Here is a 24,118-nt window from a genome sequence, read left to right as displayed (position 1 = left end):
TGACCTTGACAACGGTAAGTGCGCAAGCCGTAACGCATTAGTACCAAGATTCCAACCACTATGTGAGATCTTTGTCTCGCTCCCCGTGACCAGGCGGCTTGACCTAGGAAGCTTCACGTTGGCAAGGTTTCTCGCGATCGGACGGACGCCGTGTCCGTGCAGCCTGGTCCATTGCGGACACCGTCGCGATATGGACACATCCCCTTAGAGAGGCACCCGCAGTGAGGATCCCCCGTCGGGTCTCGGCCGTTCTCGCGGCCGCGGCACTGCTCACCACCGGGCTCGCCGGCTGTACGTCGGACGACCAGTCCACCGCGGCCACCGACGTGCTGATCGGCGCCGATCTGGCCACCAGCTCGCCGGCCGACGCCGCGTACGGCCGCGCCCTCCAGCTGCGGGTCGATCAGATCAACGCCTCGGGCGTGCTGGGTAACCGCAAGCTGCGCCTGTCGATCTTGGACAATCGGTCGGACGCCACCGTCTCACTCCGCAACATCAGCACGCTCGCCGACAACCCGGCCGTCGCCGCGGTGATCACCGGCCAGTGCAGCGAGTGCGTGCGGGGCGCGGCCAAGACGATCGACGCGAAGAAGGTGCCGACCATCGCGCTGGCGCCGGCCGACGAGGTCAGCCAGCCGATCGCCGAGCGCCGGTTCATCTTCAAGCTCGGCCCGAACTCGGGCGACAGCGCCGCCGCCCTCGCCACGGCGATGCGGAACACGAAGCCCGCCCCGATCACCCGGGTCGGTGTGCTGCACACCTCCGACCTCTACGGCAGCGGCGCCCAGAAGGCGTTCAGCGCCGAGGCGGGCAAGGCCGGCGTGCAGATCCCCAGCACGGTGGCCGTCAAGCCGACCGCCACCGACATCACCCAGGCGGTGGGCACGCTGGCCGACAGCGAACCGCAGGCGCTGGTCTTTTTCGTCGGCCCCGACCTGGCCGGGCCGGCCGCGAACAGCGCCAAGGCGGCCGGGTTCAAGGGCAAGATCTACTACGACGCCGCCGCCGCGGGCGACCTGTTCATCGCGTCCGACGCGAGCAAGGCCTCGGAGAACGCCACCATGGTGTTCACACAGGCGCTCGCGATCGACGACGTCATCGCCACCACCCCGGCCAAGGCCGCCCGCAAGCAGTGGTTCCGCGACTACACCTCGCGCTACGGCACCTACTCGGGCGTGGCCTCGCTGGCCGCCGACGCGGTCAACGTGCTGGCCGACGCGATCGAACGGGCCGGCACCGACCGGGTGGCGATCCGCGACGCGGTGGAGACCACCCAGATGGACGGCATGTCGGGCGCGATCCGGCTCACCCCCGACAACCACTCCGGACTGATGCCGCAGGCGCTTACCCTTCTGGTGGCGCGCAGCGGTCGCTGGCGCCTGGCCAGCTGAGCCGCCCGGAGCGCCACGATGATTCGTCTGTCCGGTGTGTCCCGTTCGTTCGTCACCAAGTCCGGCACCGTCGAGGCGTTGCGGGGGATCGACCTCGACGTGGGCGACGGCGAGTTCGTCGCGATCCTGGGCCGGTCGGGCTGCGGCAAGTCGACGATGCTGCGGATCATCGCGGGCCTGCTGCCGGCCGGCGGCGGCGCGGTGCACATCGGCGACGAAGCGGTGCAGCGGCCGCGACGGGACGTCTCGATGATGTTCCAGCGCCCGGCCCTGCTGCCGTGGAGCACGGTCCTCGACAACGTGCTGCTGCCCGTCAAGATCTTCGGCTGGCGCCCGTCCGACCACCGGGCCCGGGCCCACGAGCTGCTCGAGCTGACCGGGCTGACCGAATTCGAGCGGAAGATGCCACACGAGCTCTCCGGCGGCATGCAGCAGCGGGTCGCGCTCTGCCGGTCGCTGATCACCAACCCCAAGGTGATGCTGATGGACGAGCCGTTCTCCGCGCTGGACGCGCTCACCCGGGAGGAACTCGCCGGCGAGCTGCAGAAACTGCACATGGACAACCACGCCACCACGGTCTTCGTCACCCACTCGATCGACGAGGCGGTGCTGCTGGCCGATCGGGTGGTGGTGCTCAGCCCGCGCCCCGGGCGGATCCGCGAGATCCTCGAGATCAAGATCCCCAGGCCACGTACGCTCGGCCGCACCACGCACCTCGAAGAGGTCGCCCGGTGCAGTGCCGAGCTGCACGAACTACTGATGACGTGAAGGCTTTCCGGATCCTTAAGTAGCCACCCTCAACTGGCGATCGACCGGGGCCATTCCGTACCGTGCCCGCATGGCATTCCGGACCTGGGCCAAGCTGCTCGGCACGACCCTGGGCGTCGCCGCCCTGGCCGGTGCCAGTCAGCTCGGCCTGGCCTACGGCCTGGGCATCCTCCGCCTGACCAGGGTCGTCGAGGTGGCCGCGCGCGACCAGTGGACCGCGCAGCTGGCCTGGGTGGCCTGGTTCGCGATGTCCGCGGCGGTGCTCGGCGCCCTGGCCGGGCGGTGGCTGCGCGACCGGTGGCGGGCGCCCGCGACCCCGGGCACGTTCGTGGCGCTGTCGCTGGCCGCCGGGCTGGGCGCGGCGCTGGTCGTGCCGCTCACCATGCAACCGGCCCGGACGGCGCGCGTCGACGGGGTCCATCCGGTCTTCGTGATCGGCATCTGCGCCACACTCGGCGCGGCGGTGGGCGTGTTCGCCGCGTACGCCGCCCTCACCCAGCTGATCGCCCGCCGCAGCCTGACGGTCATCGGCATCGCGGTCTGGGTGCTGGCCCTGCTCTCGGTGGCGCCCTCGCTCGGCCCCGACGACCCGCTCCCCGCGGTACGCCTGGGCGTCTTCGACGCCGGCTACCTCTCCCCCGAGGTGACGCAACGGACCGCGCTCTTCACGATGCCGGCCCTGGCCCTGGTCACCGGCGCGATCCTCGGGTACGCGGCCCGGCGCCGCGACCTGCCGATCCTCACCATCGCGCTGGCCGGGCTGCCCGGTTCCGCGCTGCTGACGCTGTCCTACCTGATCGCCGGCCCCGGCGCGGGCGCCGACCGCTACCAGGTCGTGCCGTACTGGGCGGCGATGACCGCCACCGGGGCGGGCGTGCTCGGGTCGGTGCTGGCCGCGGTCATTCGCCGCGCCCCCGACGACCTCGGCGACGATGACGCGGCGGCTGCCTCCGGTCGCCGTTCTCGCCCGGACGACGGCGACGGTGACCGCGACGAGCCGGCCGCCGCCATCGGCACCGGCCGTCGCTCGCGTCCGGACGAGCCGACCTCTCCTCCTGGCTCCGGCCGCCCAGCCGGCGGGGACGACGACGAGCCGACCGGCCCGATTCCCGTGCAGCGGCCGGCCACTGACTCCCCGGGCCGCCACGGTACGCCGACCGACCCGAACGCCTACGCCGCCGCCGGGCCGCCCCCTCGCGCCGCCGCCGGACCATCCGGCCACGCCGCCGGGCCGCCCGCTCACGCCGCTGCCGGGCCGCCCGGCCACGCCGCGACCGGGTCGTTCGGTCAAGCCGCGGATGGGCCGTCGTTCGGTGGAGTCGCCGACGAGCCGCCCGCGGCGCCGAAGCGGCCCGCTCGCCGCGGTCGCGGCGCCCGCAAGCCCGCCCCACCCGACATTTCCGAAATGTCGCCCGGGGACTCGACCGAGGCCTTCGAGCCGAGCACCGCGGGCGGGCGGCCGGCCACCACGGGCCGAGGCATCCGCCGCGGCCGGCGCAACGCCCCGGCCGCCCCGAGCGAGCCGCCCTACGTCCCCGCCCCCGCGCTGCCCGAGATCCCGCCCGAGGCCCTGCAACCGCAGCGCCGCGCGGTCAACGCCGACGCCACCCCGGACCGGCTTCGGGGTGCTCCGCTCGTACCCGAGCCGCACGCGATCTCCGCACCCCTCGCCCAGCCGGAACCGACCAACCCACCTCCGCCGATGAGGCCGGCCCCCGAGAAGAAGTCGAAGCGGCAGGCCAAGGAGGAGGAGTACGTGGATTGGGTCAGCAAGCTGAGCAACGAGTAGCCCGACGTTCTACGAGCTCTGACCGCTCGCGATCTGATAGACCGCGCCCCCGGCGGCCCGGAACTCCTCGCTCTTGTCACGCATGCCCTGCTCGGCGTACGCCTTCAGGTCGTGACTGATCCGCATCGAGCAGAACTTGGGCCCGCACATCGAGCAGAAATGCGCGGTCTTGGCGGGCTCGGCGGGCAGTGTGGCGTCGTGGTAGCTCCGTGCCGTCTCCGGGTCGAGCGACAGGTTGAACTGGTCCTCCCAGCGGAACTCGAAGCGGGCCTTGGACAGCGCGTCGTCCCAGTCCTGTGCCCCCGGATGCCCCTTGGCCAGGTCGGCGGCGTGCGCGGCGATCTTGTACGCGATCACGCCGGCCTTCACGTCGTCCCGGTCCGGCAGCCCGAGGTGCTCCTTCGGCGTCACGTAGCAGAGCATCGCCGTGCCGAACATGCCGATCATCGCGGCGCCGATCGCCGAGGTGATGTGGTCGTAGGCCGGCGCGACATCCGTGGTCAGCGGCCCGAGCGTGTAGAACGGCGCCCCGTCGCTCAGCTCCTGCTGCAGGTCCACGTTCTCCTTGATCTTGTGCATGGGCACGTGACCCGGCCCCTCGACCATCACCTGCACGTCGTGCTCCCACGCGACATGGGTCAATTCCCCGAGGGTACGCAGCTCAGCGAACTGCGCCTCGTCGTTGGCGTCCGCGATCGACCCCGGGCGCAGGCCATCGCCCAGCGAGAAGGTGATGTCGTACCGGGCGAAGATCTCGCACAGCTCGGCGAAGTTCTCGTACAGGAAATTCTCCCGATGGTGCGCGAGACACCAGGCCGCCATGATCGACCCGCCGCGCGAGACGATCCCGGTGACCCGGCCCACCGACAGCGGCACGTAGGCCAGCCGCACCCCCGCGTGCACGGTCATGTAGTCGACGCCCTGCTCGGCCTGCTCGATCACGGTGTCCCGGAACATTTCCCAGGTCAGCTTGACCGGGTCCCCGCCGGCCTTCTCCAGCGCCTGGTAGAGCGGCACGGTCCCGATCGGCACCGGCGAGTTGCGCAGGATCGCCTCGCGCGTCTCGTGGATGCGCTTGCCGGTGGACAGGTCCATCACGGTGTCCGCACCCCAGCGGGTGGCCCAGGTCAGCTTGTCCACCTCCTCGGCCACCGACGAGCTGACCGCCGACGTCCCGATGTTGGCGTTGACCTTGACCAGGAACCGCGACCCGATGATCATCGGCTCGCTCTCCGGATGGTTGACGTTGGCCGGCAGCACCGCCCGCCCCGCCGCGATCTCGGCCCGCACCACCTCGGCGTCCATCGCCTCGCGAATAGCCACGAACTCCATCTCGGGCGTCACGATCCCGGCCCGCGCACACGCCAACTGCGTGACCTTCCCGCCGCCCGGTTGCTCGACCTTCCCGCCGCTGTGTTGCTCGACCTTCCCGCCGCGCGCCGCGATCCACTCGCGACGCAGCCCCGGCAGCCCTTCGGCCGGATCACTACCCGGCCCCGACGTGTCGTAGAGCCGCACCGGCGGGTTGTCCCCGCTCAGCTCGACCTCCGCGAACGGCACCCCGTGGACGTACACCTTCTTCCGCATCTTCCTCCCCTTTCCGTACAAAACGGTCGCCGATAGGCCGCCAAAACTCCACGATGGTGCCGACGGATCCCTACCTAGGCGAAGTGATCGAGCGGTCCCGGCCCAGCGCCGAGCTCCCAGTCCTTCCCACCACGCAGCGCAGTCGCCACGTAGGCCTTGGCCTCACGCACCGCAACCGGAACGGCGTCACCGAGCGCAAGCCGCGCCGCGATGGCCGACGAGAACGTGCACCCCGACCCGTGGTTGTTGACGGTGTCCACGGCCACCCCCTCCAGCCGGGTGGTCACTCCCTGGAAGTGCAGCGCGTCCACGGCCGTCTCGCTCCCGGTCACCACGACCGTGCCGACCCCACACCGGGCCAGCTCGGCCGCAACATGCCCCGCAATCCCCTCCCCACCTGGCGCGACTCCGGCTGCAACCTCATCCCCGCTCCGCCTCACCCCGGCTTCGAGGAGGGCCGCGGCTTCGTAGCGGTTCGGGGTCAAAATGCAGGGGTACGCCAGTAAAGGCTGGACAGAAGCAACAGCGGACAACCGGCTGCCGGAGGTGGCGACCAGCACCGGATCGACGACGAGATTCGGCAGCCGGTCGATCCGGGCCGCGATCACCTCGGCGACCTCCCGGTTCGGCACCATCCCCACCTTGACCGCCGCCACCGCGAAGTCATCGAGCACCGCGTCGAGCTGAGCCGCCACCATCACCGCCGGCACCGCATGCACCCCGGTCACCCCGAGCGTGTTCTGCGCCGTGATGGCGGTGATGACCGACGTCCCATAGACCCCGAGCGCCGCGAACGTCTTCAGATCAGCCTGGATCCCGGCCCCGCCGCCCGAGTCCGACCCCGCGATCGTCAACACCACCGGCGGTGTCATCGCCCCTCCCCCAGCGGTAGCCCAGCGCGCTGGTCCGCCCCCACATACCGCTCTCCGCTACCACTCGACGAAGCAGCCGCCAGAGGAACGGCCGCGGCGGGCGAGGCGGACAAGGATGCGGCGGGCACGGACGCGGGCGCGGCGGACGCCGGCGCGGACGCGGCGGACGCGGGCGCGGCGGCGGCGGACAGTTCGGCGGCCACGGCGGCCGGGTCGCGGGCGGTCATGATCGCGCCCATCACGGCCACGCCTTCCGCCCCCGCGGCCAGGCACTCGCGAACCTGAGCGGCCGTCGTGACGCCGCCCAGCGCCAGCCACCTCAGCCCACCACCGAGGCGCCCCGCGGCCGATGGCGTGAGCGCCGGCCCGTACCCCGGCTTGGAAGCCGTCGAATACACCGGCGACAACGTCACGTAGTCCTCGGTGGACAGTCGCCGGATCTCGGACAGCGAATGACACGACCGGCCCACCAGGCGGATGCCGTTCGGCGGCTGGGGATCGCGCGGCGCCAGCCGGAACCCCGGCGTGGGCAGCAGGTCGGCGGCCGCCAGATGGACCGCGTCACCGCCGAGCGGGTCCGGGCCGGCGACGATCAACCGGCCGGGCGGCAGCAACGCTCGAAGGTCGTCGGCGAGGGCGCGGCGTTCCGCGTACCCGAGATCGCGCTCCCGCAGGACCACCCACCCGGCGCCACCCTCGACGGCGCGCGCCACCACCGTGGCGAGCGGGCCGGCGGCGGACCGCCGGTCGGTGAGCACGACGAGCCCCGACGGTGTCACCACGACGGCTTCCCGGCGTCAGGGGTGGAGGCCAGCGCGTGGAACCGCTGCGGGATCCGTCCGGCGCCGTACGCCAGCTGCCCCGCCTCGACCGCGTGCCGCATCGCCGCCGCCATCCGCGCGGGGTCCTCGGCCCGGGTGATCGCGCTGGCGATCAGCACACCGTCGCAGCCGAGTTCCATGGCCAGCGCCGCGTCCGAGGCGGTGCCGATGCCCGCGTCGAGGATCACCGGCACCTCGACCATCTGCCGGATCAACCGGATGTGGTGCGGGTTGGAGATGCCCAGCCCGGAGCCGATCGGCGAACCGGCCGGCATCACCGCCGCGCATCCGGCCGCCTCCAGCCGGCGGGCCAGGATCGGGTCGTCGTTGGTGTACGGCAACACCGTGAACCCGTCCGCGACCAGCGTCTCCGCCGCCCGCAGCAACTCCACCGAGTCGGGCAGCAGGGTCCGGTCGTCGCCGATCACCTCCAGCTTGACCAGGTCGGTCTCGAACGCCGCCCGCGCCAGCCGCGCCGTCTTCACCGCGTCGGCGGCGGTGTAGCACCCGGCCGTGTTCGGCAGCACCCGCACCTTGCAGCGGTCCAGCATCGGCAGCAGCCCCGGCCCCGCCGCGTCGATCCGGCGCAGCGCCACGGTCACCAGATCGGTGCCGGAAGCCTCGATGGCCGTCTCCAGTTCGCTGAGGCTGCGCGCCCCACCGGTGCCGAGGATCAGCCGTGACGACTTGAAGATCTCCATGTCAGCCTCCCTGCGCCGCGGTGAGCACTTCGATCCGGTCGCCGTCGGTCAGCTCCGTGGCCGCCCACGCCGACCGTGGCACCACCTCACCGTTGAGCGCGACCGCCACCCCCCGCTCGGCCCTGGTGAGCTCGCCGACCAGCGCGGCCACCGTCGCCTCCGGTGGGATGGCCTTCCGGTCGCCGTTCACAACGATGGTCACGCGAACCTCCCGGGTGCGAAGGGAACGATCAGCGGGTCAGGCTCCCCGGTCACGACCAGGCCGGCGATCAGATCGGCCGTCACGGGTGCGAGGAGTACGCCGTTCCGGTGGTGACCCACGGCCACCACGGTGCGCTTGTCAAGCCGCCCGAGCAGCGGCGCATTGTCCGGTGTGGAGGGCCGATGCCCCACCAACGTCTCGGTGATCGCACAGTCGGCCAGCGCCGGCACCAGGTCAACGGCAGCGCGCAACAGATCCAGCACCGCTCCCGCCGTGACCGCGTCATCAGCGCGCTCTTCCTGAGTCGCCCCCACCACGATCTCGCCGTCCTCCCGCGGCACCAGATAGACCCGCCGTCCATCCGCATATCCACTGACCACATGCCGCAACAGCCCCGGCTCCCCCCGCAGCCGCAGCACCTCCCCCTTGACCGGCCGAACAGGCAACCCGGTCAGCGCCCCCGTCCCCACCCCCGCCGCGACCACAACCTGATCCGCGTCAATCCCCCCAAGATCCACAACCCGCCCGGGTACGACGGACACCCGCTCCCGCAACGCAGCCACCACTTTCCGCGGATCAACCTGCCAATCCCCCGGCAGATAACATCCCGCCCGCACCCGCGGCGACAACGCCGGCTCCAGCTCCCGCAGCCCCGAAGGCCCCAACCGCCGCCCCCCGGGTTCCGCCACCAGGGCCGCACTCGCCTGCCCAAACTCACCCGGCCGCCCTGCCGCGCCCACCCGCTCGCCCGCGCCAAGCCGCTCGGTCCCGCCCAACCGCGCGGATTCGTCCGTCTGCCGGGCCCACTCCCGTTCCGCCTCCGCGACGTCATCCGCGGTGAGGGCGACGACAAGCGTCCCGTCCTCCGGCAACCGCACGCCCAGCTCAGCCGCGAATCCAGGCCACCGCCGAGCCGACTCCACCATCAACGCGCCAAGCTCCGCCGACTCCCACGTCGACTCGTTCCCCGCCGCCAACATCCCCGCCGCGACAAACCAGGCCCCCGGCCGCTCCCCGGCTTGCTTGCTCTGAGCACCTACAGGCATCACCGAGCCCGAGGAGGAGCCGGAGGCGGATGCGACGGAAGGCGAAGCCCAGGGAGGCGGGGCGAGCGCGGGCGAGGCAGCGGCCCACGCGTCATAGACCAGGACCTCAACGCCGCGAGAGGCGAGGCGCGACGCGATCGACAGCCCGATGATCCCGCCCCCGACCACCGCGCACCTCATGACAGCGCCTTCAAGAACTGCTCGGTGGCCCCCACCGGATCGCGAGCGATGGCCCCCACCGCCGCCACCCCGTAGGCCCCCACCGCCAGCAACGAAGCCACCCGCGACGGCGTCACCCCCGCGATAGCGATGACGGGAACATGCGAAGCATCAGCCACCGCCCCCACCCCGGCCACCCCGATGGGCGGAGGCAGACCGTCCTTGGTGGACGTCTCGAAGGCCGGCCCGACCCCGAAGTACGAAGCCGACGGCACATCAGCCGGCGCCCGCAACGTCACCCCGAGCACCGCCGCCCGCCCGAGCACCTTCCGCGCCGCGGCCGGCGGCAGATCATCAGCGCCGACGTGAGCCCCATCGGCCCCGGCCGCCAAGGCAATGTCGACGCGATCGTTGACCAGGCACATCGCCCCGCGGGCCCGGCACCGTGACAGCACCTCGACGGTCAGCGCGTAGGCGTCTCGATCGGTGACGTCATCGGCGACGCGGACCTGGATCGCCACCTGCGACGAGACCGAGAGCACCGCCTCCACAATGGGCAACGAAGCCGTCACCACATGTAGACGGGGGAAGATAGGCTCCACCATCGCTCCTCCCTGCGCCGGCATGATCCGGATCAGGTTCGACGGTCGGGGGCCGCGACAGCCCCCCTCTCAGCCCGGTGCACCGGACTCCCGTGGGGTTGGTTCTACGGCCGACGATAGCCCTCGAACCCAGCGATGGCTAGCGCGTCGTTCGCAACCCATCGATGGCAGGCTTTGACACCGGTGCGATACTGGTCTCTGTGCTGCGCCGTTACTCCGACGCCTGGTTCGCTGCGGCGGCACGCCGCAAAGCCGGGCACAGTGAGGCGCGATTCCCGCGCCGGCGCAGAGGATTGATGCCGATTCGCTGGTACCACGGCATCTTCCAGTTGACCGGCCGAAACCTGCGGCTACCCGCCGCACGCGGCCGCCCGCCCCTTGTCGTACGCCTGGATCGAACCGTGCCATACCCGGCGGAAGCCATTCGAGCGGTCACGTTGCTCTACGCCGATGGCCGACTTCACATCGACGTGACCGCAGAGCTACCCGTCGCCACTCATCCGCACGGCGGTCGGCCTGACTCCGGCCGGGTCGCCGGTGTCGACCTGGGAATCATTCATCCTTTCGCCGCCGCCACTACCGACGGGCACCACAGCACTGCTGGTGTCTGGGCGTGCAATCCGCGCCGAACACCGGCTTCACCTGGCCGACACCAAAGCTCGACGCCGCGCCACCGCGCGCCGAGCGCCCAGCAAAGGACAACGCGGTTCACGCAGGTGGCGTAAAGCCCGCCGCCGGGCCCGGCTGGTCGAGGGCCGCTCCACCAGCACGGCTACAGGTGGGGAGTCGCTCGCCCACGCTCGTGGACGAGGATCCACATTGTCACCGAACCGGTTGACATTGGTGGACACCGCACTAGCGCACGTCCCACACCGGCGCGGGGGTCTCGACGACCTCGCCGTCGGCCTGGAAGAGGATGAAACGGTCGAAGCCCCTGGTGAACCAGCGGTCGTGGGTGACCGCGATGACCGTGCCCTCGAAGGCTGACAGGCCCTCCTCGAGCGCCTCGGCCGAGGCCAGGTCGAGGTTGTCGGTCGGCTCGTCGAGCAGCAGCACCGTGGCGCCGGACAGTTCCAGGAGCAGCACCAGGAACCGGGCCTGCTGGCCGCCGGAGAGGGTCCCGAACCGCTGGTCGCCCTGGCCGGACAGCTCGTACCGGTTCAGCGCCTTCATCGCGCCGGCCCGGTCCATGCCGGAGCGGTGGTCGTCGCCGCGCCAGAGGATCTCGACCAGCGTACGGTCGAGCAGTTCCGGCCGGTCGTGGGTCTGTGAGAAGTGGCCGGGCCGCACCCGGGCGCCGAGCCGGGCCACACCGGAGTGGGCGACGTGCGCGAGCGGCGCCCCGTCGACCGGCTTGTTGTCCGCGTCGGGCGAGGAGCCGCCGGCCGCCAGCAGCCGCAGGAAGTGTGACTTGCCGGTGCCGTTGGCGCCGAGCACCGCGACCCGGTCGCCGTACCAGATCTCCAGGTCGAACGGGAACGTCAGGTTCTCCAGTTCCAGCGACTCGCACATGACAGCCCGCTTACCGGTACGCCCGCCGCGCAGGTTCATCCGCAGCGACTGCTCCTTGGGCGGCGGCGGCGGCGGTCCCGCCTCCTCGAACTTGCGCAGCCGGGTCTGCGCCGCCTGGTAGCGCGACGCCAGCCCGTCGTTGAACGTGGCCTTCTGCTTGAGCGTGAAGACGAGTTCGCGCAGCTTCTCGTGTTCCTCGTCCCAGCGCCGGCGCGATTCGAGCAGCCGGTCGTGCCGGTCGGCGCGGGCCTCGTGCCAGGAGGCGAACCCGCCCGGGTGGGTCCATGAACTGCCGCCCTCGACCGCGACGACCCGGCCGGCGGTCTGGTTGAGCAGCTCACGATCGTGCGAGACGTAGAGCACCGACTTGGGCGACTCCTTCAGCCGCGCCTCCAGCCACCGTTTGCCGGGCACGTCCAGGAAGTTGTCCGGCTCGTCGAGCAGCAGCACCTCGTCGCGGCCGCGGAGCAGCAGGTCGAGGGCGAAGCGTTTCTGCTGGCCGCCGGAGAGGGTGCGGACGGGCCGGTCGCGCACCTCGTCCCACGGCTTGTGGAGGATCGCCACGGCGACGGTGTCGAAGAGCACCTCGGCGTCGTACCCGCCGGCCTCACCCCAGTGCGCGAGCGCGTTCGCGTACGCCAATTGGGATTTCTCCGACTCGCCAAGCGCCGCCGCGGCGGCCGCGAGTCTCTCTCCGGCCTCGCGCAGGGGTGGTTCGACCAGCGAAAGAGCAAGATCATGCAGGGTACGGTCGTCGCCGATCATGCCGATGAACTGGCGCATCACGCCCAGCCCGCCGGAGCGCGCGACGACGCCGGTCTGGGTCGGCAGGTCACCGGCCACCATCCGGAGCAACGTGGTCTTGCCGGCGCCGTTGGGCCCGACGAGCGCGATCTTGGCGCCCTCGCCCACCCGGAACGACACGTCGGAGAACAGCTCGCGCCCGTCCGGCAGCACGAAGCCCACCCCGGCGACATCCACGTAACCCATGCCCGGCATCCTCCCTGGTCGCGGCGGTTCGGTCAGGTGGTTTTCCGGGTCACGCGTAGCACTCGGAAGCCCTTCTGGCTGGCCTTACGCTCGACCGCCCAGCCGCCGTCGACGAGCCAGGTGTGCAGCGAGTCACCACCGAGGTGTCGGTTGATCACCAGCCAGGCCACGCCGTCGGGGGCGAGCCGGGGCAGCCAGCGCTCCAGGATGGCGTGCAGCTCGGCCTTGCCAACGTGGGTGGGCGGATTGCTCCAGATCTGCGCGAACGTCACGTCGGCCGGGAGGTCGTCCGGACCGCCGACGGTGACGCGCAGTTCGAGCCGCTCGGCGTTGGCCTTGGTCAGGTCGCGGGCGCGGGCGTTGACGTCGACCGCGTACACGTCGGCCGCCGGCGCCTCGCCGGCCAGCACGCACGCGATCGGCCCGTAGCCGCACCCCAGGTCGAGAAGGGCGCCGGTGGTCGCCGCGGTGGGCAGGTCACTCTTCTTCAGGAGTACGGACGTGCCGGCGTCGAGCCGTGTGGCGGAGAACACTCCGCTCGCCGAGGTGAGGCGGTAGGAGCGTCCCTTGATCGCGAACTCGACCTCGATCGGCCGGGCCGGCGCGCTCGGGTCGGCGGTGAAGTAGTGCTCGGTGCTCACGCCTTGCATCATCCTCCCGCGAACGGGCGTCAGGCTGCCGGGGTGGCGCACAGCCAGTGCGTTCATCGATTTCCGTGCGCTTCTAGCCTCACCTGCATGCTGCACGCATCCGCGTCCCGGGCCACCCACCGCCGGATGGCCACCCCGGGCGGCCTGACCGTGCTGGTCCGCTCGGTGGTCGCACCGACGCCGGGCCTGCACCGGCAACCGTCCGTGCGGCCGTGGGCGCTGCGCGAGCCGCAACGGGCGATGCACCTGCTGATGACCGGCCTGGGCGCCCTGATCATGCTGAGCATCTGCGGGCTGAGCAGCTTCTTCGTGATCGCCGACGAGCGCCGCGGGCTGGGCGCCGCGGACACCGGCACGATGGCGGCCGAGTCGCCGTACTCGATCAGCTCCCGCAACCTCGACCCGGAGCCGCTGAGCATGGCCGAGGTCTTCTCCGGCAGCACCGTGCAGATGAAGGCCGGCGACGCGCCCTACCGGGTGGAGATGACGCACATCGACAACGTCTGTGAGACCGCGACAACCGGTGCGGTCGGCCGGCTGATCCATGACGCGGGCTGCACCCAGGTGGTACGCGCGTCGCTGACCGCGCCCTACGGCGGCTACCAGGTGACGGCCGGCGTCTTCAACCTGACCGACGCCACGTCGGCCGCCCGCACCGCCGATCAGGTCCGCGCCCTGGTCGAGTCGGGCGACGGCAGCTTCGCCGCGCTGGCCGCCGGCGCCGCGCCCGGCAGCGATCCGCGGGCCCGCCCCGACTCACAGGTCGGCTGGCACGACCGCGGCCACTACCTGGTCTATTGCGTGATCTCCCGCCCCGACAACACCCCGATCGCCCCGGACGACCGGTACGCCGGCCAGATCACCGCCGACCTCCTGGAGACCTACCTGGCCGGCGAGGTGATCGGCGCCCGGGCCCTCAACCTGTGACGCGTATAGGTGCGCAGAGGTGCTCTGCGCACCTATACGCAACAGCCCAGCGTGTGGTGGGTGGGCGGCGCCTCGCGGGCTCGGCGTGAGCGCGGCGTGTCGCGGATCGGGCGCCGCAACGGCGTGTCGCCGGTCAGGCGCGGAGGCGGCGGGTCGCGTCGGCGCGCGCGGCGTAGTCGGTCTCGGCGGGGTAGCCGACGTCGACCAGCGTGAGCCCATGGGCCGGGGCCACGGTCACCGAGCTCGACCGTTCCCGCAACGTCAGCAGCGACCCCGGCCAGTCCGGCTCGCGGCGCCCGTCGCCCACGCTGAGCATCGCGCCGACCAGGCTGCGCACCATCGCCTGGCAGAACGCGTCGGCCTGCACGGTCGCCACGGCCACCCCGTCCGCGGCGCGGTGCCAGTCGAGGTGGGTGATCGCGCGGATGGTGGTCGCGTTCTCCTTGCGTTTGCAGTACGCCGCGAAGTCGTGCTCGCCGACCAGCCAGGCCGCCGCCTCCCGCAGCCGGTCCAGGTCGAGCGGCCGCCCCCAGCCGAGCGTGTCCCGCCGCCGCAGCGGTTCCGCCCCCCACACCCGATCAGCGACCCGATACTCGTACCGCCGATAGGTGGCCGAGAACCGGGCGTCGAAGGTGGACGGCACCGGCGTCACGGCCCGCACCCGCGCATCCGGCGGCATCAACGCCGCGAGGCGCCGCAGCAGCGATGCCTCGAGTTCCGAGAAGGTCGCGGCGGGCAGCTCGATGTGACACACCTGCCCGGTGGCGTGCACGCCGGCATCGGTCCGCCCGGCCACCGTAAGACCCAAAGGGCTATCCACGCCAACCAAGGTCTCGAGCGCGGTGACGAGGACGCCGGCAACTGTCCGCTGCGACGGTTGAACCGCCCACCCCGAAAAATCGGTGCCGTCGTACGAAACGTCCAGCCGAAGCCGGACCACATCGTCCGACCCGGCTGGTTGAGTTACGGCCTCGACCACGACGAACCTCTCCACTGAGCCAGTGCACTTCCGGGGCGCGCGTACCCACAAAGAAGTAAGCCCGGCACCCCCACCAACAGTGAGCGCGCCGGGCTTAAATCTCAGAAAAACTACTTGGCGGTTTCGTCTTCGCCTTCGGCCTTGTCGCCGGGGCCCTCGGCACCCTTGTCGCCGGAAGCGTTCACCGGCGGCTCCGAGTCCTGGTCGGACGACACGGCAGGAGCGTCATCCTCGCGGGCCAGGGCCTCGACCTTGTCCTGCTGCGCGGCCTTGCGGGCCGCCGTCTTCTTGGCCGGCGCGGTGGTGGCCGCCACCGCGAGCTCCTCGACCAGCTCGATGACGGCCATCGGAGCGGCGTCACCCTTACGGATCCCGGTCTTGGTGATGCGGGTGTACCCACCCGGCCGGTTGCCGTACCGCGGAGCGATCTGCTCGAACAGCTGGTAGACGACGTCCTTGTCCTTCACCACGGTCAGGACGCGGCGGCGGGCGTGCAGGTCGCCGCGCTTGGCCTTGGTGATGAGCTGCTCGGCCAGCGGACGCAGGCGCCTGGCCTTCGTCTCGGTGGTCTTGATCTTCCCGTGCCGGAAGAGCTCCGTGGCCAGGTTCGCCAGCAGCCGCTTCTCGTGCGCCGGGCTACCGCCGAGGCGGGGACCCTTGGTGGGCGTGGGCATTTCTGATGCTCCTTGGTAGGTGCCGCGCAGCTGGGATTAGAGCTGCTCGGTCTCGCGGTAGTCGTCGGTGTCGTAGTCCACGTCGCCGAACGAGTCCACGACGTGCGCGGGGTCGAAGGACGGCGCGCTGTCCTTGAGGCCCAGGCCCATGCCGGCGAGCTTCATCTTGACCTCGTCGATGCTCTTCTGACCGAAATTCCTTATATCCAGAAGGTCGGCCTCCGTACGCCCTATCAACTCGCCCACCGTGTTGATGCCCTCGCGCTTGAGGCAGTTGTACGACCGGACGGTGAGGTCCAGCTCCTCAATGGGCAGGGCCAGGTCGGCGGCCAGCTGAGCATCCTGCGGGGACGGGCCGATGTCGATGCCCTCGGCGGTCTCGTCCAGCTCACGGCACAGGCCGAAGAGCTCGACCAGGGTGGAGCCGGCCGAGGCCAGCGCGGTCCGCGGCGAGATCGACGCCTTCGACTCGACGTCGATGATCAGGCGGTCGAAGTCGGTGCGCTGCTCGACCCGGGTCGCCTCGACGCGGTAGGTCACCTTCATGACCGGCGAGTAGATCGAGTCGACCGGGATCCGGCCGATCTCGGCGCCCGCGTTCTTGTTCTGCGCCGCCGTGACGTAGCCACGTCCACGCTCGACGGTCAGCTCCATGTCGAGCCGGCCCTTGCTGTTCAGCGTGGCCAGCTTCAGGTCCGGGTTGTGCACCGAGACACCGGCCGGGGGCTGGATGTCGCCCGCGGTGACGTCGCCCGGGCCCTGCTTGCGCAGGTACATGCTGACCGGCTCGTCGTGCTCGGAGCTGACGGTGAGGTCCTTGACGTTCATGACCAGCTCGACCACGTCCTCCTTGACACCGGGGATCGTGGTGAACTCGTGCAGGACGCCGTCGATCTTGATGCTGGTCACGGCCGCGCCCGGGATGGACGACAGCAGGGTGCGACGCAGCGAGTTGCCGAGGGTGTAGCCGAAGCCCGGCTCGAGGGGCTCGATGGTGAACCGGGAGCGGGTCTCGCTGAGCGACTCTTCCGAGAGGCTCGGACGCTGGCTGATGAGCACGCGTTTCTTCTTTCTGTCAGGGCATCCGCTATATGACGCCCGTCTTCTCATGAAGGGATGCCGGCCGTGTGGCCGGCATCCCCGGGAGCGCTACTTGGAGTAGAGCTCGACGATCAGCTGCTCCTGGACCTGCGTGTCGATGACAGCGCGGGCCGGGAGCGAGTGGATCAGGATCTTCATCTCGCTCGGGATGGGCTCGAGCCACGCCGGCGTCGGGCGGGAACCCGCCTGCGCCTGCGCGACCACGAACGGCGTCATGGCACGGGACTTCTCCCGGACCTGGACGATGTCGTGGTCCTTCACCCGGTACGACGGGATGTCGACCTTGTGCCCGTTGACCACGATGTGGCCGTGCTTGACCAGCTGGCGGGCCATGTCGCGGGACGCGGCGTAGCCGGCCCGGTAGACCACGTTGTCGAGACGGGACTCGAGGATCTGGAGCAGCACCTCACCGGTCTTGCCGGGCTTGGTGACAGCCTCCTCGTAGTAGCCGCGGAACTGCTTCTCCAGCACGCCGTAGGTGCGGCGGGCCTTCTGCTTCTCGCGGTGCTGCAGGAGGTACTCGGTCTCCTTCGTACGACCACGGCCGTGCTGGCCGGGCGGGAAGGGACGCGACTCGAACGGGCACTTCGGCCCGTCGCACTTGCTGCCCTTGAGGAACAGCTTCATCTTTTCGCGGCGGCAGCGCTTGCAGTCCGCACCTGTGTAACGAGCCATCTTCTCTCTCTATCCCTCAGACCCGGCGACGCTTCGGCGGACGGCATCCGTTGTGCGGCTGCGGCGTGACGTCGGCGATCTGACCGACCTCGAGGCCGGCGGCCTGCAGCGAACGGATCGCGGTCTCCCGGCCGGAGCCGGGTCCCTTGACGAACACGTCGACCTTGCGCATGCCGTGCTCCATGGCGCGGCGCGCGGCAGCCTCCGCGGCGAGCTGCGCCGCGAACGGGGTCGACTTGCGGGAGCCCTTGAAGCCCACCTGGCCCGAGGAGGCCCAGGAGATGACCGCACCGGTCGGGTCGGTGATCGACACGATGGTGTTGTTGAAGGTGCTCTTGATGTGCGCCTGCCCGTGGGCGACGTTCTTGCGTTCCTTGCGCCGGACCTTCTTGACGGCGGCCCCAGCGCGTGCCTTCGGTGGCATAAGTCTTTTGCGCTCCTACTGAGTACTGGGAGATGGGCCGAGTCACGCGGACCGTGCCCACCAATTCCGATTTAGGCCTTACTTCCGACCGGGCTTCTTCTTACCGGCAACCGTGCGCTTCGGGCCCTTGCGCGTGCGCGCGTTGGTCCGGGTGCGCTGACCGCGAACGGGGAGACCCCGGCGGTGGCGGATGCCGGCGTAGCAGCCGATCTCGACCTTGCGGCGGATGTCCGCGGCGACCTCGCGGCGCAGGTCGCCCTCAACCTTGAAGTTGGCCTCGATGTAGTCGCGGAGCTGGACCAGCTCCTCTTCCGTGAGGTCCTTGGCACGCTTGTTCACGTCGATGCCGGTCGCGGTCAGTGCCTCGACCGAGCGGGTCCGGCCGACCCCGAAGATGTAGGTGAGCGCGATCTCCATCCGCTTTTCGCGGGGAAGATCGACGCCGACGAGTCTTGCCATGTGCGGGCGAGCTCCTCAGATGTCTCGGAGGTCTGTGCCCGATCCATCCCGCCTGCCCGGGCGGGCCCCGGCCTCCGACCGAGGGTGTAGCCGCACATCATCGCCGTAACTCATGACGACCGCGGCTGGAACGAGCTTGTTCAGGTGGTAGGCGTCAGCCCTGGCGCTGCTTGTGGCGCGGGTCGTCGCAAATGACCATGACCCGGCCGTGCCGGCGGATGACCCGGCACTTGTTGCAGATCCGCTTGACGCTCGGCTTGACCTTCACGGTTTGCCTTGTCTTTCAGACGGGTGGTGTCACTTGTAGCGGTAGACGATGCGCCCACGGGTGAGGTCGTACGGCGAGAGCTCGACGACAACCCTGTCCTCGGGAAGGATGCGAATGTAGTGCTGCCGCATCTTGCCGGAGATGTGTGCCAGTACCTTGTGACCGTTCGCCAGCTCAACGCGGAACATGGCGTTGGGCAGGGGCTCGATCACGCGGCCCTCGATCTCGATGGCTCCGTCTTTCTTTGGCATGTCCTCCGCTACCTGACATCAGATTTCCTGGACTAGCTCGCAGTGCCACCCGACCGTAGGGAGAGTTCCCGAAGATCGGCCCAGCCGCGGCTCCCGCGATCCTCGAAGCGCTGAGGACATGCAAGAGTGGACGCTGCGCGCCAGCTAGCCAGTGTACGCGCGCCCATGCATCGACACCAAACCGAGGTCCCCCACACCCGGGGTCGGGTGTGTCGCCGCGCCGCAAAAGCGACAAACCTACTCGTCGAGCTCCTTGCGCTCGCGCTTCTGCTCCTTCTTGAGCTTCTTGCGCTCGTTCTTGGCGTGCCACTTCCGCGGCTCGTCGTTGCTCAGGCCGGAAATGGTCTGCCACACCAGGATGACGCCCCACGGCCCGGCCACCCAGAGCGGCCAGAAGAAGCCCCAGTCGCCGTCGACGCCCGCCACCGCATCACGGTCGCCGTCGCCGGCCCGCATCTCCGCTCGATCCATGACCGTCAGCATGCTCCCCGGACGAGAGATCGGCCAGACCGGTGTCCCTAGCCGGTCAGGGCGGGCTGGCGAGCGGTTACCAGCTCGCCCAGGCGGGCCCGGCCGCCGTCGACCGCGGTGGTCACCCACACGCCGTCGTCGCAGAGCGCCATCGTGTGTTCCACGTGCGCCGCGACCGAGGTGTCCCGGGTCACCACGGTCCAGCCGTCGGCCAGTTCCAGGGTTCGCGGCGAGCCCATCGTGATCATCGGCTCGATGGCGAGGGCCATGCCGACCACCAGCCGCGGGCCCTTGCCCGGCTTGCCGTGGTTGAGCACGTGTGGATCCATGTGCATCTCGGTGCCGATGCCGTGGCCGCCGTAGCCGTCGACGATGCCGTACCGACCGGCCTTTCTGATCGACCTCTCGATGTTGAACGAGATGTCGGTCAGCCGGCCCCGGCCGTTGGCCACACCGCGCGCCGCGGCGGCGATGCCCGCCCACATGGCGTCTTCGGCCACCTCGGCCAGCTTGAGCAGCTTGGGGTCGGTCTCGCCCACGCCCACGGTGATCGCCGAGTCGCCGTGCCACCCGTGCAGGATCGCGCCGCAGTCCAGCGAGAGCAGGTCGCCCTCCTTGAGCACCTGCCCGGCGGACGGGATGCCGTGCACCACCTGCTCGTTCACCGACGCGCAGATGGAGGCCGGGAAGCCGTGGTAGCCCTTGAACGACGGGATCGCCCCGGCGTCCCGGATCACCTGCTCGGCGATCGCGTCGAGCTCGCCCGTGGACACACCGGGCCGCACCGCCTCGCGCATCGCGGCCAGCGCGGCGGCGACCACCAGGCCGGCGCCGCGCATCAACTCGATCTGCTCAGGGGTCTTCAGCTGGATGTCCAGCTGCTGGCGGGGCATTGCTCAGCCTCCGTACGACCGAAGCGCCTCGATGGCGCGCACTGTCACGTCCTCCACCGGCCCGGTGGCGTCTATCCCGACCAGCTTGCCCTGCGCGCCGAAGAAGTCGACCAGCGGCGCCGTCTTGTCGGTGTATTCCACCAGGCGCGCGGCGATCGTGTCGGCCTTGTCGTCATCGCGCTGGAACAGCTCGGAGCCGCACCGGTCGCAGATGTTGTCCTTGCTGGTCGGGTCGAACTCGACGTGCCAGATCTTGCCGCAGCCACGGCAGGTGCGCCGGCCGGAAAGGCGCCGGATCACCTCGTCGTCGTCGACCACGAGCTCCATCACCAGGTCGAGCGCGGTGCCGAGGTCGGCGAGCAGCTTGTCCAGCGCGGAGGCCTGCGGAACCGTGCGGGGGAAGCCGTCGAGCAGGAAGCCGTCGCCCGCGTCGGGCTCGGCCAGGCGGTCGCGGACCATGTTGATGGTCACCTCGTCGGGAACGAGGTGACCCGCGTCCATGTAACGCTTGGCCTCCACGCCGAGCGGCGTGCCCTGCGAGACGTTGGCCCGGAAGATGTCCCCGGTCGAGATCTTCGGTACGGCGAGATGGGCGGCGATGAACTCAGCCTGGGTCCCCTTGCCGGCCCCGGGAGGGCCCACCAGTACCAGCCGCACCTACATCGCCTCGCTTCGGTGAGAACCGACCGACCCCGCGAGAGCCCCCCGGCTCCGCGCCCCCACTACCGGAGGAACCCTTCGTAGTTTCGCTGCATCAGCTGGCTCTCGATCTGCTTCACGGTCTCCAGGCCCACACCAACCATGATCAGCACTGCGGTACCACCGAACGGGAAGTTCTGGTACTGCGACTGATTGAGCCAGATGAAGAAGAAGTTCGGCAGCACCGAGATCAGACCCAGGTACAGGGCGCCCGGGAGGGTGATCCGGCTGAGGATGAAGTCGAGGTAGTCGGCGGTCGGCTTGCCCGGGCGGATACCCGGGACGAAACCACCGTACTTCTTCATGTTCTCCGCGACCTCGGTCGGGTTGAACGTGATCGACACGTAGAAGTACGTGAAGAAGATGATCATGAGGAAGTAGACGGCGATGTACAGCCAGCTCGTCGGGTCGGCCAGCCAGTTCTGGATCCACTGCTGGTAACCCTTGAGGTTGTTCGGGTCGAAGAACTGCAGGTACAGCTGCGGCAGGTAGAGCAGCGAGGAAGCGAAGATCACCGGGACCACACCGGCCTGGTTGACCTTGAGGGGGATGTAGGTCGAGGTGCCGCCGTACATCCGGCGGCCGATCATGCGCTTCGCGTACTGCACCGGGATGCGGCGCTGAGCCTGCTCGATGAAGACGACCGCGGTGATGACGATCAGCACCAGGGCGATGACCAGCAGGAACTTGGCGACGCCGTTGCTCTCCTTGATCGTCCAGCCCTCGCCGGGGAGGCGGGCGGCGATCGAGGTGAAGATCAGGACGGACATGCCGTTGCCGACGCCACGGTCGGTGATGAGCTCGCCGAGCCACATGACCACACCGGTGCCGGCGGTCATCGTGAGCACCAGGACGGCCAGCGTGAGCCACGTCGGGATGCCGGTGTTCTCGGGGATGATCTGGAAGTTCGCCTGGTCCTGCGGGCACTGGTTGGCGAACAGCTGGCCGGTGCGGGCCAGGGCCACGAAGGCCGAGGACTGCAGGATGGCCAGGCCCAGGGTCAGGTACCGGGTGTACTGCGTGATCTTGGCCTGACCGGACTGGCCTTCCTTGCGCAGCTGCTCGAGCCGCGGGATGACCACCGTCAACAGCTGCAGGATGATCGACGCGGTGATGTACGGCATGATGCCGAGCGCGAAGACCGAGAGCTGGAGAAGGGCGCCGCCGGAGAAGAGGTTGAGCAGCGTGAGCACGCCGCCGGCCTCGCCGGACTGGTCGAGGGTGTCCAGACAGTTCCGGACGTTCGTGTAGGAGACGCCGGGGCTGGGCAGGGTCGCACCGAGCCGGTACACCGCAATGATCGCTACTGTGAACAGCAGTTTCTTGCGCAGGTCAGGCGTACGGAACGCACTGGCAAAGGCGGAGAGCAACTTCTTCCTCCTGCGCGAGGTCACCGCCGGTCTGGCGGACGAGGTGGTTCGGTCCGGACGACCGATGTTCTTAGCTGGGATCGGACTCTAACAGTCGTGAACGCCTGCGGTCAGTCACGGTGGCCTCATCGGCCCCGAGGTGCATCAGACGTCACAAAGGGGATGCTGCCCGGGCGCCACTCTCGGCGCCCGGGCGAGCACCCCCACAAGCTTCACAGCTCGGTGGTGGACCCGCCGGCGGCTGCGATCTTCTCCTTGGCCGACTCGCTGAAGGCGTGCGCCTTCACGGTCAGCTTGACGCCGTTGAGGTCGCCGGAGCCCAGCACCTTGACCGGCTGGTTCTTGCGAACCGCGCCGGCCTCGGTCAGCTCGGCCGGGCCGATCTCGCCGCCGTTGGGGAACAGTTCGGCGAGCCGGTCCAGGTTGACGACCTGGAAGACGACCTTGTTCAGGGGCTTGTTCTTGAGCCCCTTCATCTTCGGCAGGCGCATGTGGATGGGCATCTGCCCACCCTCGAACGCCGCGGAGACGTTCTTCCGCGCGCCGGTGCCCTTGGTACCGCGACCGGCGGTCTTGCCCTTGGAGCCCTCACCACGACCGACACGGGTCTTGGCGGTCTTGGCGCCGGGCGCGGGGCGCAGGTGGTGGACCTTGATCGGCATTACTCGACCTCCTCGACGTTCACCAGGTGGCTCACGGCGAAGATCATGCCCCGGATCTCGGGCCGGTCCTCCTGGACCACTACATCGTTGATCCGCTTCAGGCCGAGCGACCGCAGGGAGTCCCGCTGGTTCTGCTTACGCCCGATGGCGGACCGGGTCTGGGTGACCTTCAAACGGGCCATCAGCGCACCGCCGCTTCCGCCCGCGACGCGAGCATGGCCGCCGGGGCGACGTCCTCGACCGGCAGGCCACGGCGAGCCGCGACCATCTCCGGCGATTCCAGGCCCTTGAGCGCGGTCACCGTCGCGTGCACGATGTTGATCGGGTTCGACGACCCCAGGCTCTTGCTGAGGACGTCGTGGATGCCCGCGCACTCCAGCACGGCACGCACCGGGCCACCGGCGATGACGCCGGTACCGGCGGACGCCGGCTTGAGGAGCACGACACCCGCGGCGGCCTCGCCGGTGATCGGGTGCGGGATCGTGGCGCCGATCCGGGGCACCTTGAAGAAGTGCTTCTTGGCCTCCTCGACACCCTTGGCGATCGCCGCGGGCACCTCCTTGGCCTTGCCGTATCCGATGCCGACGGTGCCGTCTCCGTCACCGACGATCACCAGGGCGGTGAAGCTGAAGCGACGACCACCCTTCACGACCTTCGCGACACGGTTGATCGCGACCACCCGCTCGAGGTGGGGAGTCTTCTCGGCGGGCGCGTTGCCGCGACCGCCCTCACGGCGGTTGTCCCGGCGGCCGCCACCTTCGTTGTTGCCGCCGGACCCGCCGCCACGGCGCTGCTGACCAGGCATTGGTATTCCTTCCTAGAACTCGAGTCCGGCTTCGCGGGCAGCGTCGGCCAGCGCGGCGATTCGCCCCGCGTACCGGTTGCCACCGCGGTCGAAGACGACCTTGGACAGTCCAGCGGCCTTGGCCCGCTCGCCGAGAAGAGCGCCGACCTTGCCGGCCAGGGCGCTCTTGTCGCCCTCGGTGCCCCGCAGGGAGGCGTCGAGGGTCGAGGCGGAGACCAGCGTGTGGCCCTGAAGATCGTCGATGATCTGCGCGGTGATGTGCCGCGAGGAACGGGTGACGACCAGGCGCGGGCGCTCGGCGGTGCCGCGGACGTTCTTGCGGACCCGGAAGTGCCGGCGCGCCTTCCCGACGATCCGCTTCGCGGCGGCT

At 70.0% G+C, this 24,118-nt stretch carries 29 protein-coding genes and 1 riboswitch; of the genes, 4 read left to right on the top strand and 25 right to left on the bottom strand.

Annotated elements, in window-relative coordinates:
* Positions 1–221: 221 nt before the first annotated feature.
* From AB0O15_RS14995 to AB0O15_RS14985, 3 genes are all read left to right on the top strand, one after another.
* A complete protein-coding gene (locus AB0O15_RS14995) occupies positions 222–1,391 on the top strand; it encodes an ABC transporter substrate-binding protein (protein ID WP_364318523.1) in 1,170 nt (389 codons plus the stop codon).
* Between the two features lie 18 nt (positions 1,392–1,409).
* Positions 1,410–2,159, top strand: coding sequence for an ABC transporter ATP-binding protein (locus AB0O15_RS14990; RefSeq protein ID WP_364318521.1), 750 nt, complete (start codon positions 1,410–1,412; stop codon positions 2,157–2,159).
* Between the two features lie 70 nt (positions 2,160–2,229).
* Positions 2,230–3,948, top strand: coding sequence for a hypothetical protein (locus AB0O15_RS14985; protein WP_364318520.1), 1,719 nt, complete (start codon positions 2,230–2,232; stop codon positions 3,946–3,948).
* Positions 3,949–3,957: 9 nt separating this feature from the next.
* Here AB0O15_RS14985 and thiC read toward each other — a convergent pair whose 3' ends face one another.
* From thiC to AB0O15_RS14940, 9 genes are all read right to left on the bottom strand, one after another.
* Positions 3,958–5,535, bottom strand: coding sequence for a phosphomethylpyrimidine synthase ThiC (thiC, locus tag AB0O15_RS14980; protein ID WP_364318518.1), 1,578 nt, complete (start codon positions 5,533–5,535; stop codon positions 3,958–3,960).
* Positions 5,536–5,609: 74 nt separating this feature from the next.
* Positions 5,610–6,407, bottom strand: coding sequence for a bifunctional hydroxymethylpyrimidine kinase/phosphomethylpyrimidine kinase (gene thiD, locus AB0O15_RS14975; protein WP_364318516.1), 798 nt, complete (start codon positions 6,405–6,407; stop codon positions 5,610–5,612).
* Positions 6,404–7,189 carry a thiamine phosphate synthase gene (locus AB0O15_RS14970; protein WP_364318514.1) on the bottom strand — a complete coding sequence of 262 codons (786 nt, stop codon included), beginning with the start codon at positions 7,187–7,189 and terminating at the stop codon, positions 6,404–6,406. The genes thiD and AB0O15_RS14970 overlap by 4 nt, the downstream gene beginning before the upstream one ends.
* The gene (locus AB0O15_RS14965) at positions 7,183–7,929 is read right to left on the bottom strand and encodes a thiazole synthase (protein WP_364318512.1); all 747 of its coding nucleotides are present in this window, start codon (positions 7,927–7,929) and stop codon (positions 7,183–7,185) included. The genes AB0O15_RS14970 and AB0O15_RS14965 overlap by 7 nt, the downstream gene beginning before the upstream one ends.
* A 1-nt stretch (position 7,930) precedes the next feature.
* A complete protein-coding gene (gene thiS, locus AB0O15_RS14960; RefSeq protein ID WP_364318510.1) occupies positions 7,931–8,131 on the bottom strand; it encodes a sulfur carrier protein ThiS in 201 nt (66 codons plus the stop codon).
* Positions 8,128–9,357, bottom strand: a complete 1,230-nt coding sequence (locus AB0O15_RS14955) for an FAD-dependent oxidoreductase (RefSeq protein WP_364318508.1) — start codon at positions 9,355–9,357, stop codon at positions 8,128–8,130. The genes thiS and AB0O15_RS14955 overlap by 4 nt, the downstream gene beginning before the upstream one ends.
* Positions 9,354–9,962, bottom strand: a complete 609-nt coding sequence (locus tag AB0O15_RS14950) for a thiamine phosphate synthase (RefSeq protein WP_364318506.1) — start codon at positions 9,960–9,962, stop codon at positions 9,354–9,356. Before AB0O15_RS14950 ends, AB0O15_RS14955 begins: the two co-directional genes overlap by 4 nt.
* A riboswitch (TPP riboswitch) is annotated at positions 9,931–10,042 on the bottom strand. Its footprint overlaps the gene before it by 32 nt.
* Before the next feature lie 751 nt (positions 10,043–10,793).
* Entirely contained in the window at positions 10,794–12,440 is a 1,647-nt protein-coding gene (locus AB0O15_RS14945) for an ATP-binding cassette domain-containing protein (protein WP_364318505.1), read from the bottom strand.
* Positions 12,441–12,472: 32 nt separating this feature from the next.
* On the bottom strand, positions 12,473–13,081 hold the full coding sequence (locus AB0O15_RS14940; protein ID WP_364318503.1) for a methyltransferase: 609 nt from the start codon (positions 13,079–13,081) through the stop codon (positions 12,473–12,475).
* Between the two features lie 96 nt (positions 13,082–13,177).
* Between AB0O15_RS14940 and AB0O15_RS14935 the strand changes: the two genes are divergently transcribed.
* Positions 13,178–14,017, top strand: a complete 840-nt coding sequence (locus tag AB0O15_RS14935; protein WP_364318502.1) for a hypothetical protein — start codon at positions 13,178–13,180, stop codon at positions 14,015–14,017.
* Between the two features lie 133 nt (positions 14,018–14,150).
* Here the strand turns inward: AB0O15_RS14935 and truA are convergent, their stop codons facing one another.
* The 16 genes from truA to rplR form a co-directional block, all read right to left on the bottom strand.
* Positions 14,151–14,957 carry a tRNA pseudouridine(38-40) synthase TruA gene (gene truA / locus AB0O15_RS14930; RefSeq protein WP_364319033.1) on the bottom strand — a complete coding sequence of 269 codons (807 nt, stop codon included), beginning with the start codon at positions 14,955–14,957 and terminating at the stop codon, positions 14,151–14,153.
* Between the two features lie 149 nt (positions 14,958–15,106).
* Positions 15,107–15,670 (bottom strand): 50S ribosomal protein L17, encoded by a 564-nt coding sequence (gene rplQ, locus AB0O15_RS14925; RefSeq protein WP_364318500.1) that lies wholly within the window; start codon positions 15,668–15,670, stop codon positions 15,107–15,109.
* Positions 15,671–15,706: 36 nt separating this feature from the next.
* On the bottom strand, positions 15,707–16,729 hold the full coding sequence (locus AB0O15_RS14920) for a DNA-directed RNA polymerase subunit alpha (protein ID WP_189079649.1): 1,023 nt from the start codon (positions 16,727–16,729) through the stop codon (positions 15,707–15,709).
* 90 nt (positions 16,730–16,819) lie between these two features.
* Entirely contained in the window at positions 16,820–17,446 is a 627-nt protein-coding gene (gene rpsD, locus AB0O15_RS14915; RefSeq protein WP_364318498.1) for a 30S ribosomal protein S4, read from the bottom strand.
* 16 nt (positions 17,447–17,462) lie between these two features.
* On the bottom strand, positions 17,463–17,870 hold the full coding sequence (gene rpsK, locus AB0O15_RS14910; RefSeq protein WP_020513613.1) for a 30S ribosomal protein S11: 408 nt from the start codon (positions 17,868–17,870) through the stop codon (positions 17,463–17,465).
* A gap of 78 nt (positions 17,871–17,948) precedes the next feature.
* Complete coding sequence (rpsM, locus tag AB0O15_RS14905; protein ID WP_364318496.1) at positions 17,949–18,329, bottom strand: 30S ribosomal protein S13; 381 nt, start codon at positions 18,327–18,329, stop codon at positions 17,949–17,951.
* Positions 18,330–18,483: 154 nt separating this feature from the next.
* Complete coding sequence (gene rpmJ / locus AB0O15_RS14900) at positions 18,484–18,597, bottom strand: 50S ribosomal protein L36 (RefSeq protein ID WP_023358216.1); 114 nt, start codon at positions 18,595–18,597, stop codon at positions 18,484–18,486.
* A 29-nt stretch (positions 18,598–18,626) separates the two neighbouring features.
* Positions 18,627–18,848, bottom strand: coding sequence for a translation initiation factor IF-1 (gene infA, locus AB0O15_RS14895; RefSeq protein ID WP_007073013.1), 222 nt, complete (start codon positions 18,846–18,848; stop codon positions 18,627–18,629).
* Between the two features lie 237 nt (positions 18,849–19,085).
* Positions 19,086–19,319 carry a hypothetical protein gene (locus AB0O15_RS14890; RefSeq protein ID WP_364318494.1) on the bottom strand — a complete coding sequence of 78 codons (234 nt, stop codon included), beginning with the start codon at positions 19,317–19,319 and terminating at the stop codon, positions 19,086–19,088.
* A gap of 47 nt (positions 19,320–19,366) precedes the next feature.
* A complete protein-coding gene (gene map, locus AB0O15_RS14885; RefSeq protein ID WP_364318492.1) occupies positions 19,367–20,212 on the bottom strand; it encodes a type I methionyl aminopeptidase in 846 nt (281 codons plus the stop codon).
* Between the two features lie 3 nt (positions 20,213–20,215).
* The gene (locus tag AB0O15_RS14880; RefSeq protein WP_364318490.1) at positions 20,216–20,869 is read right to left on the bottom strand and encodes an adenylate kinase; all 654 of its coding nucleotides are present in this window, start codon (positions 20,867–20,869) and stop codon (positions 20,216–20,218) included.
* Positions 20,870–20,934: 65 nt separating this feature from the next.
* Entirely contained in the window at positions 20,935–22,281 is a 1,347-nt protein-coding gene (gene secY, locus AB0O15_RS14875; RefSeq protein ID WP_364318488.1) for a preprotein translocase subunit SecY, read from the bottom strand.
* A 212-nt stretch (positions 22,282–22,493) separates the two neighbouring features.
* Positions 22,494–22,943 (bottom strand): 50S ribosomal protein L15, encoded by a 450-nt coding sequence (gene rplO, locus AB0O15_RS14870; RefSeq protein WP_364318486.1) that lies wholly within the window; start codon positions 22,941–22,943, stop codon positions 22,494–22,496.
* A complete protein-coding gene (gene rpmD, locus AB0O15_RS14865) occupies positions 22,943–23,125 on the bottom strand; it encodes a 50S ribosomal protein L30 (RefSeq protein WP_364318484.1) in 183 nt (60 codons plus the stop codon). The genes rplO and rpmD overlap by 1 nt, the downstream gene beginning before the upstream one ends.
* Positions 23,125–23,748, bottom strand: coding sequence for a 30S ribosomal protein S5 (rpsE, locus tag AB0O15_RS14860; RefSeq protein ID WP_364318482.1), 624 nt, complete (start codon positions 23,746–23,748; stop codon positions 23,125–23,127). The genes rpmD and rpsE overlap by 1 nt, the downstream gene beginning before the upstream one ends.
* A 12-nt stretch (positions 23,749–23,760) precedes the next feature.
* A complete protein-coding gene (rplR, locus tag AB0O15_RS14855; RefSeq protein WP_364319031.1) occupies positions 23,761–24,102 on the bottom strand; it encodes a 50S ribosomal protein L18 in 342 nt (113 codons plus the stop codon).
* Between the last annotated feature and the right edge of the window lie 16 nt (positions 24,103–24,118).

Source organism: Actinoplanes sp. NPDC089786 (assembly GCF_040684855.1).
Lineage (GTDB): Bacteria > Actinomycetota > Actinomycetes > Mycobacteriales > Micromonosporaceae > Actinoplanes.
Note: the sequence above shows the minus strand (reverse complement) of the source record. Positions and strands in the feature narration are given on the sequence as shown.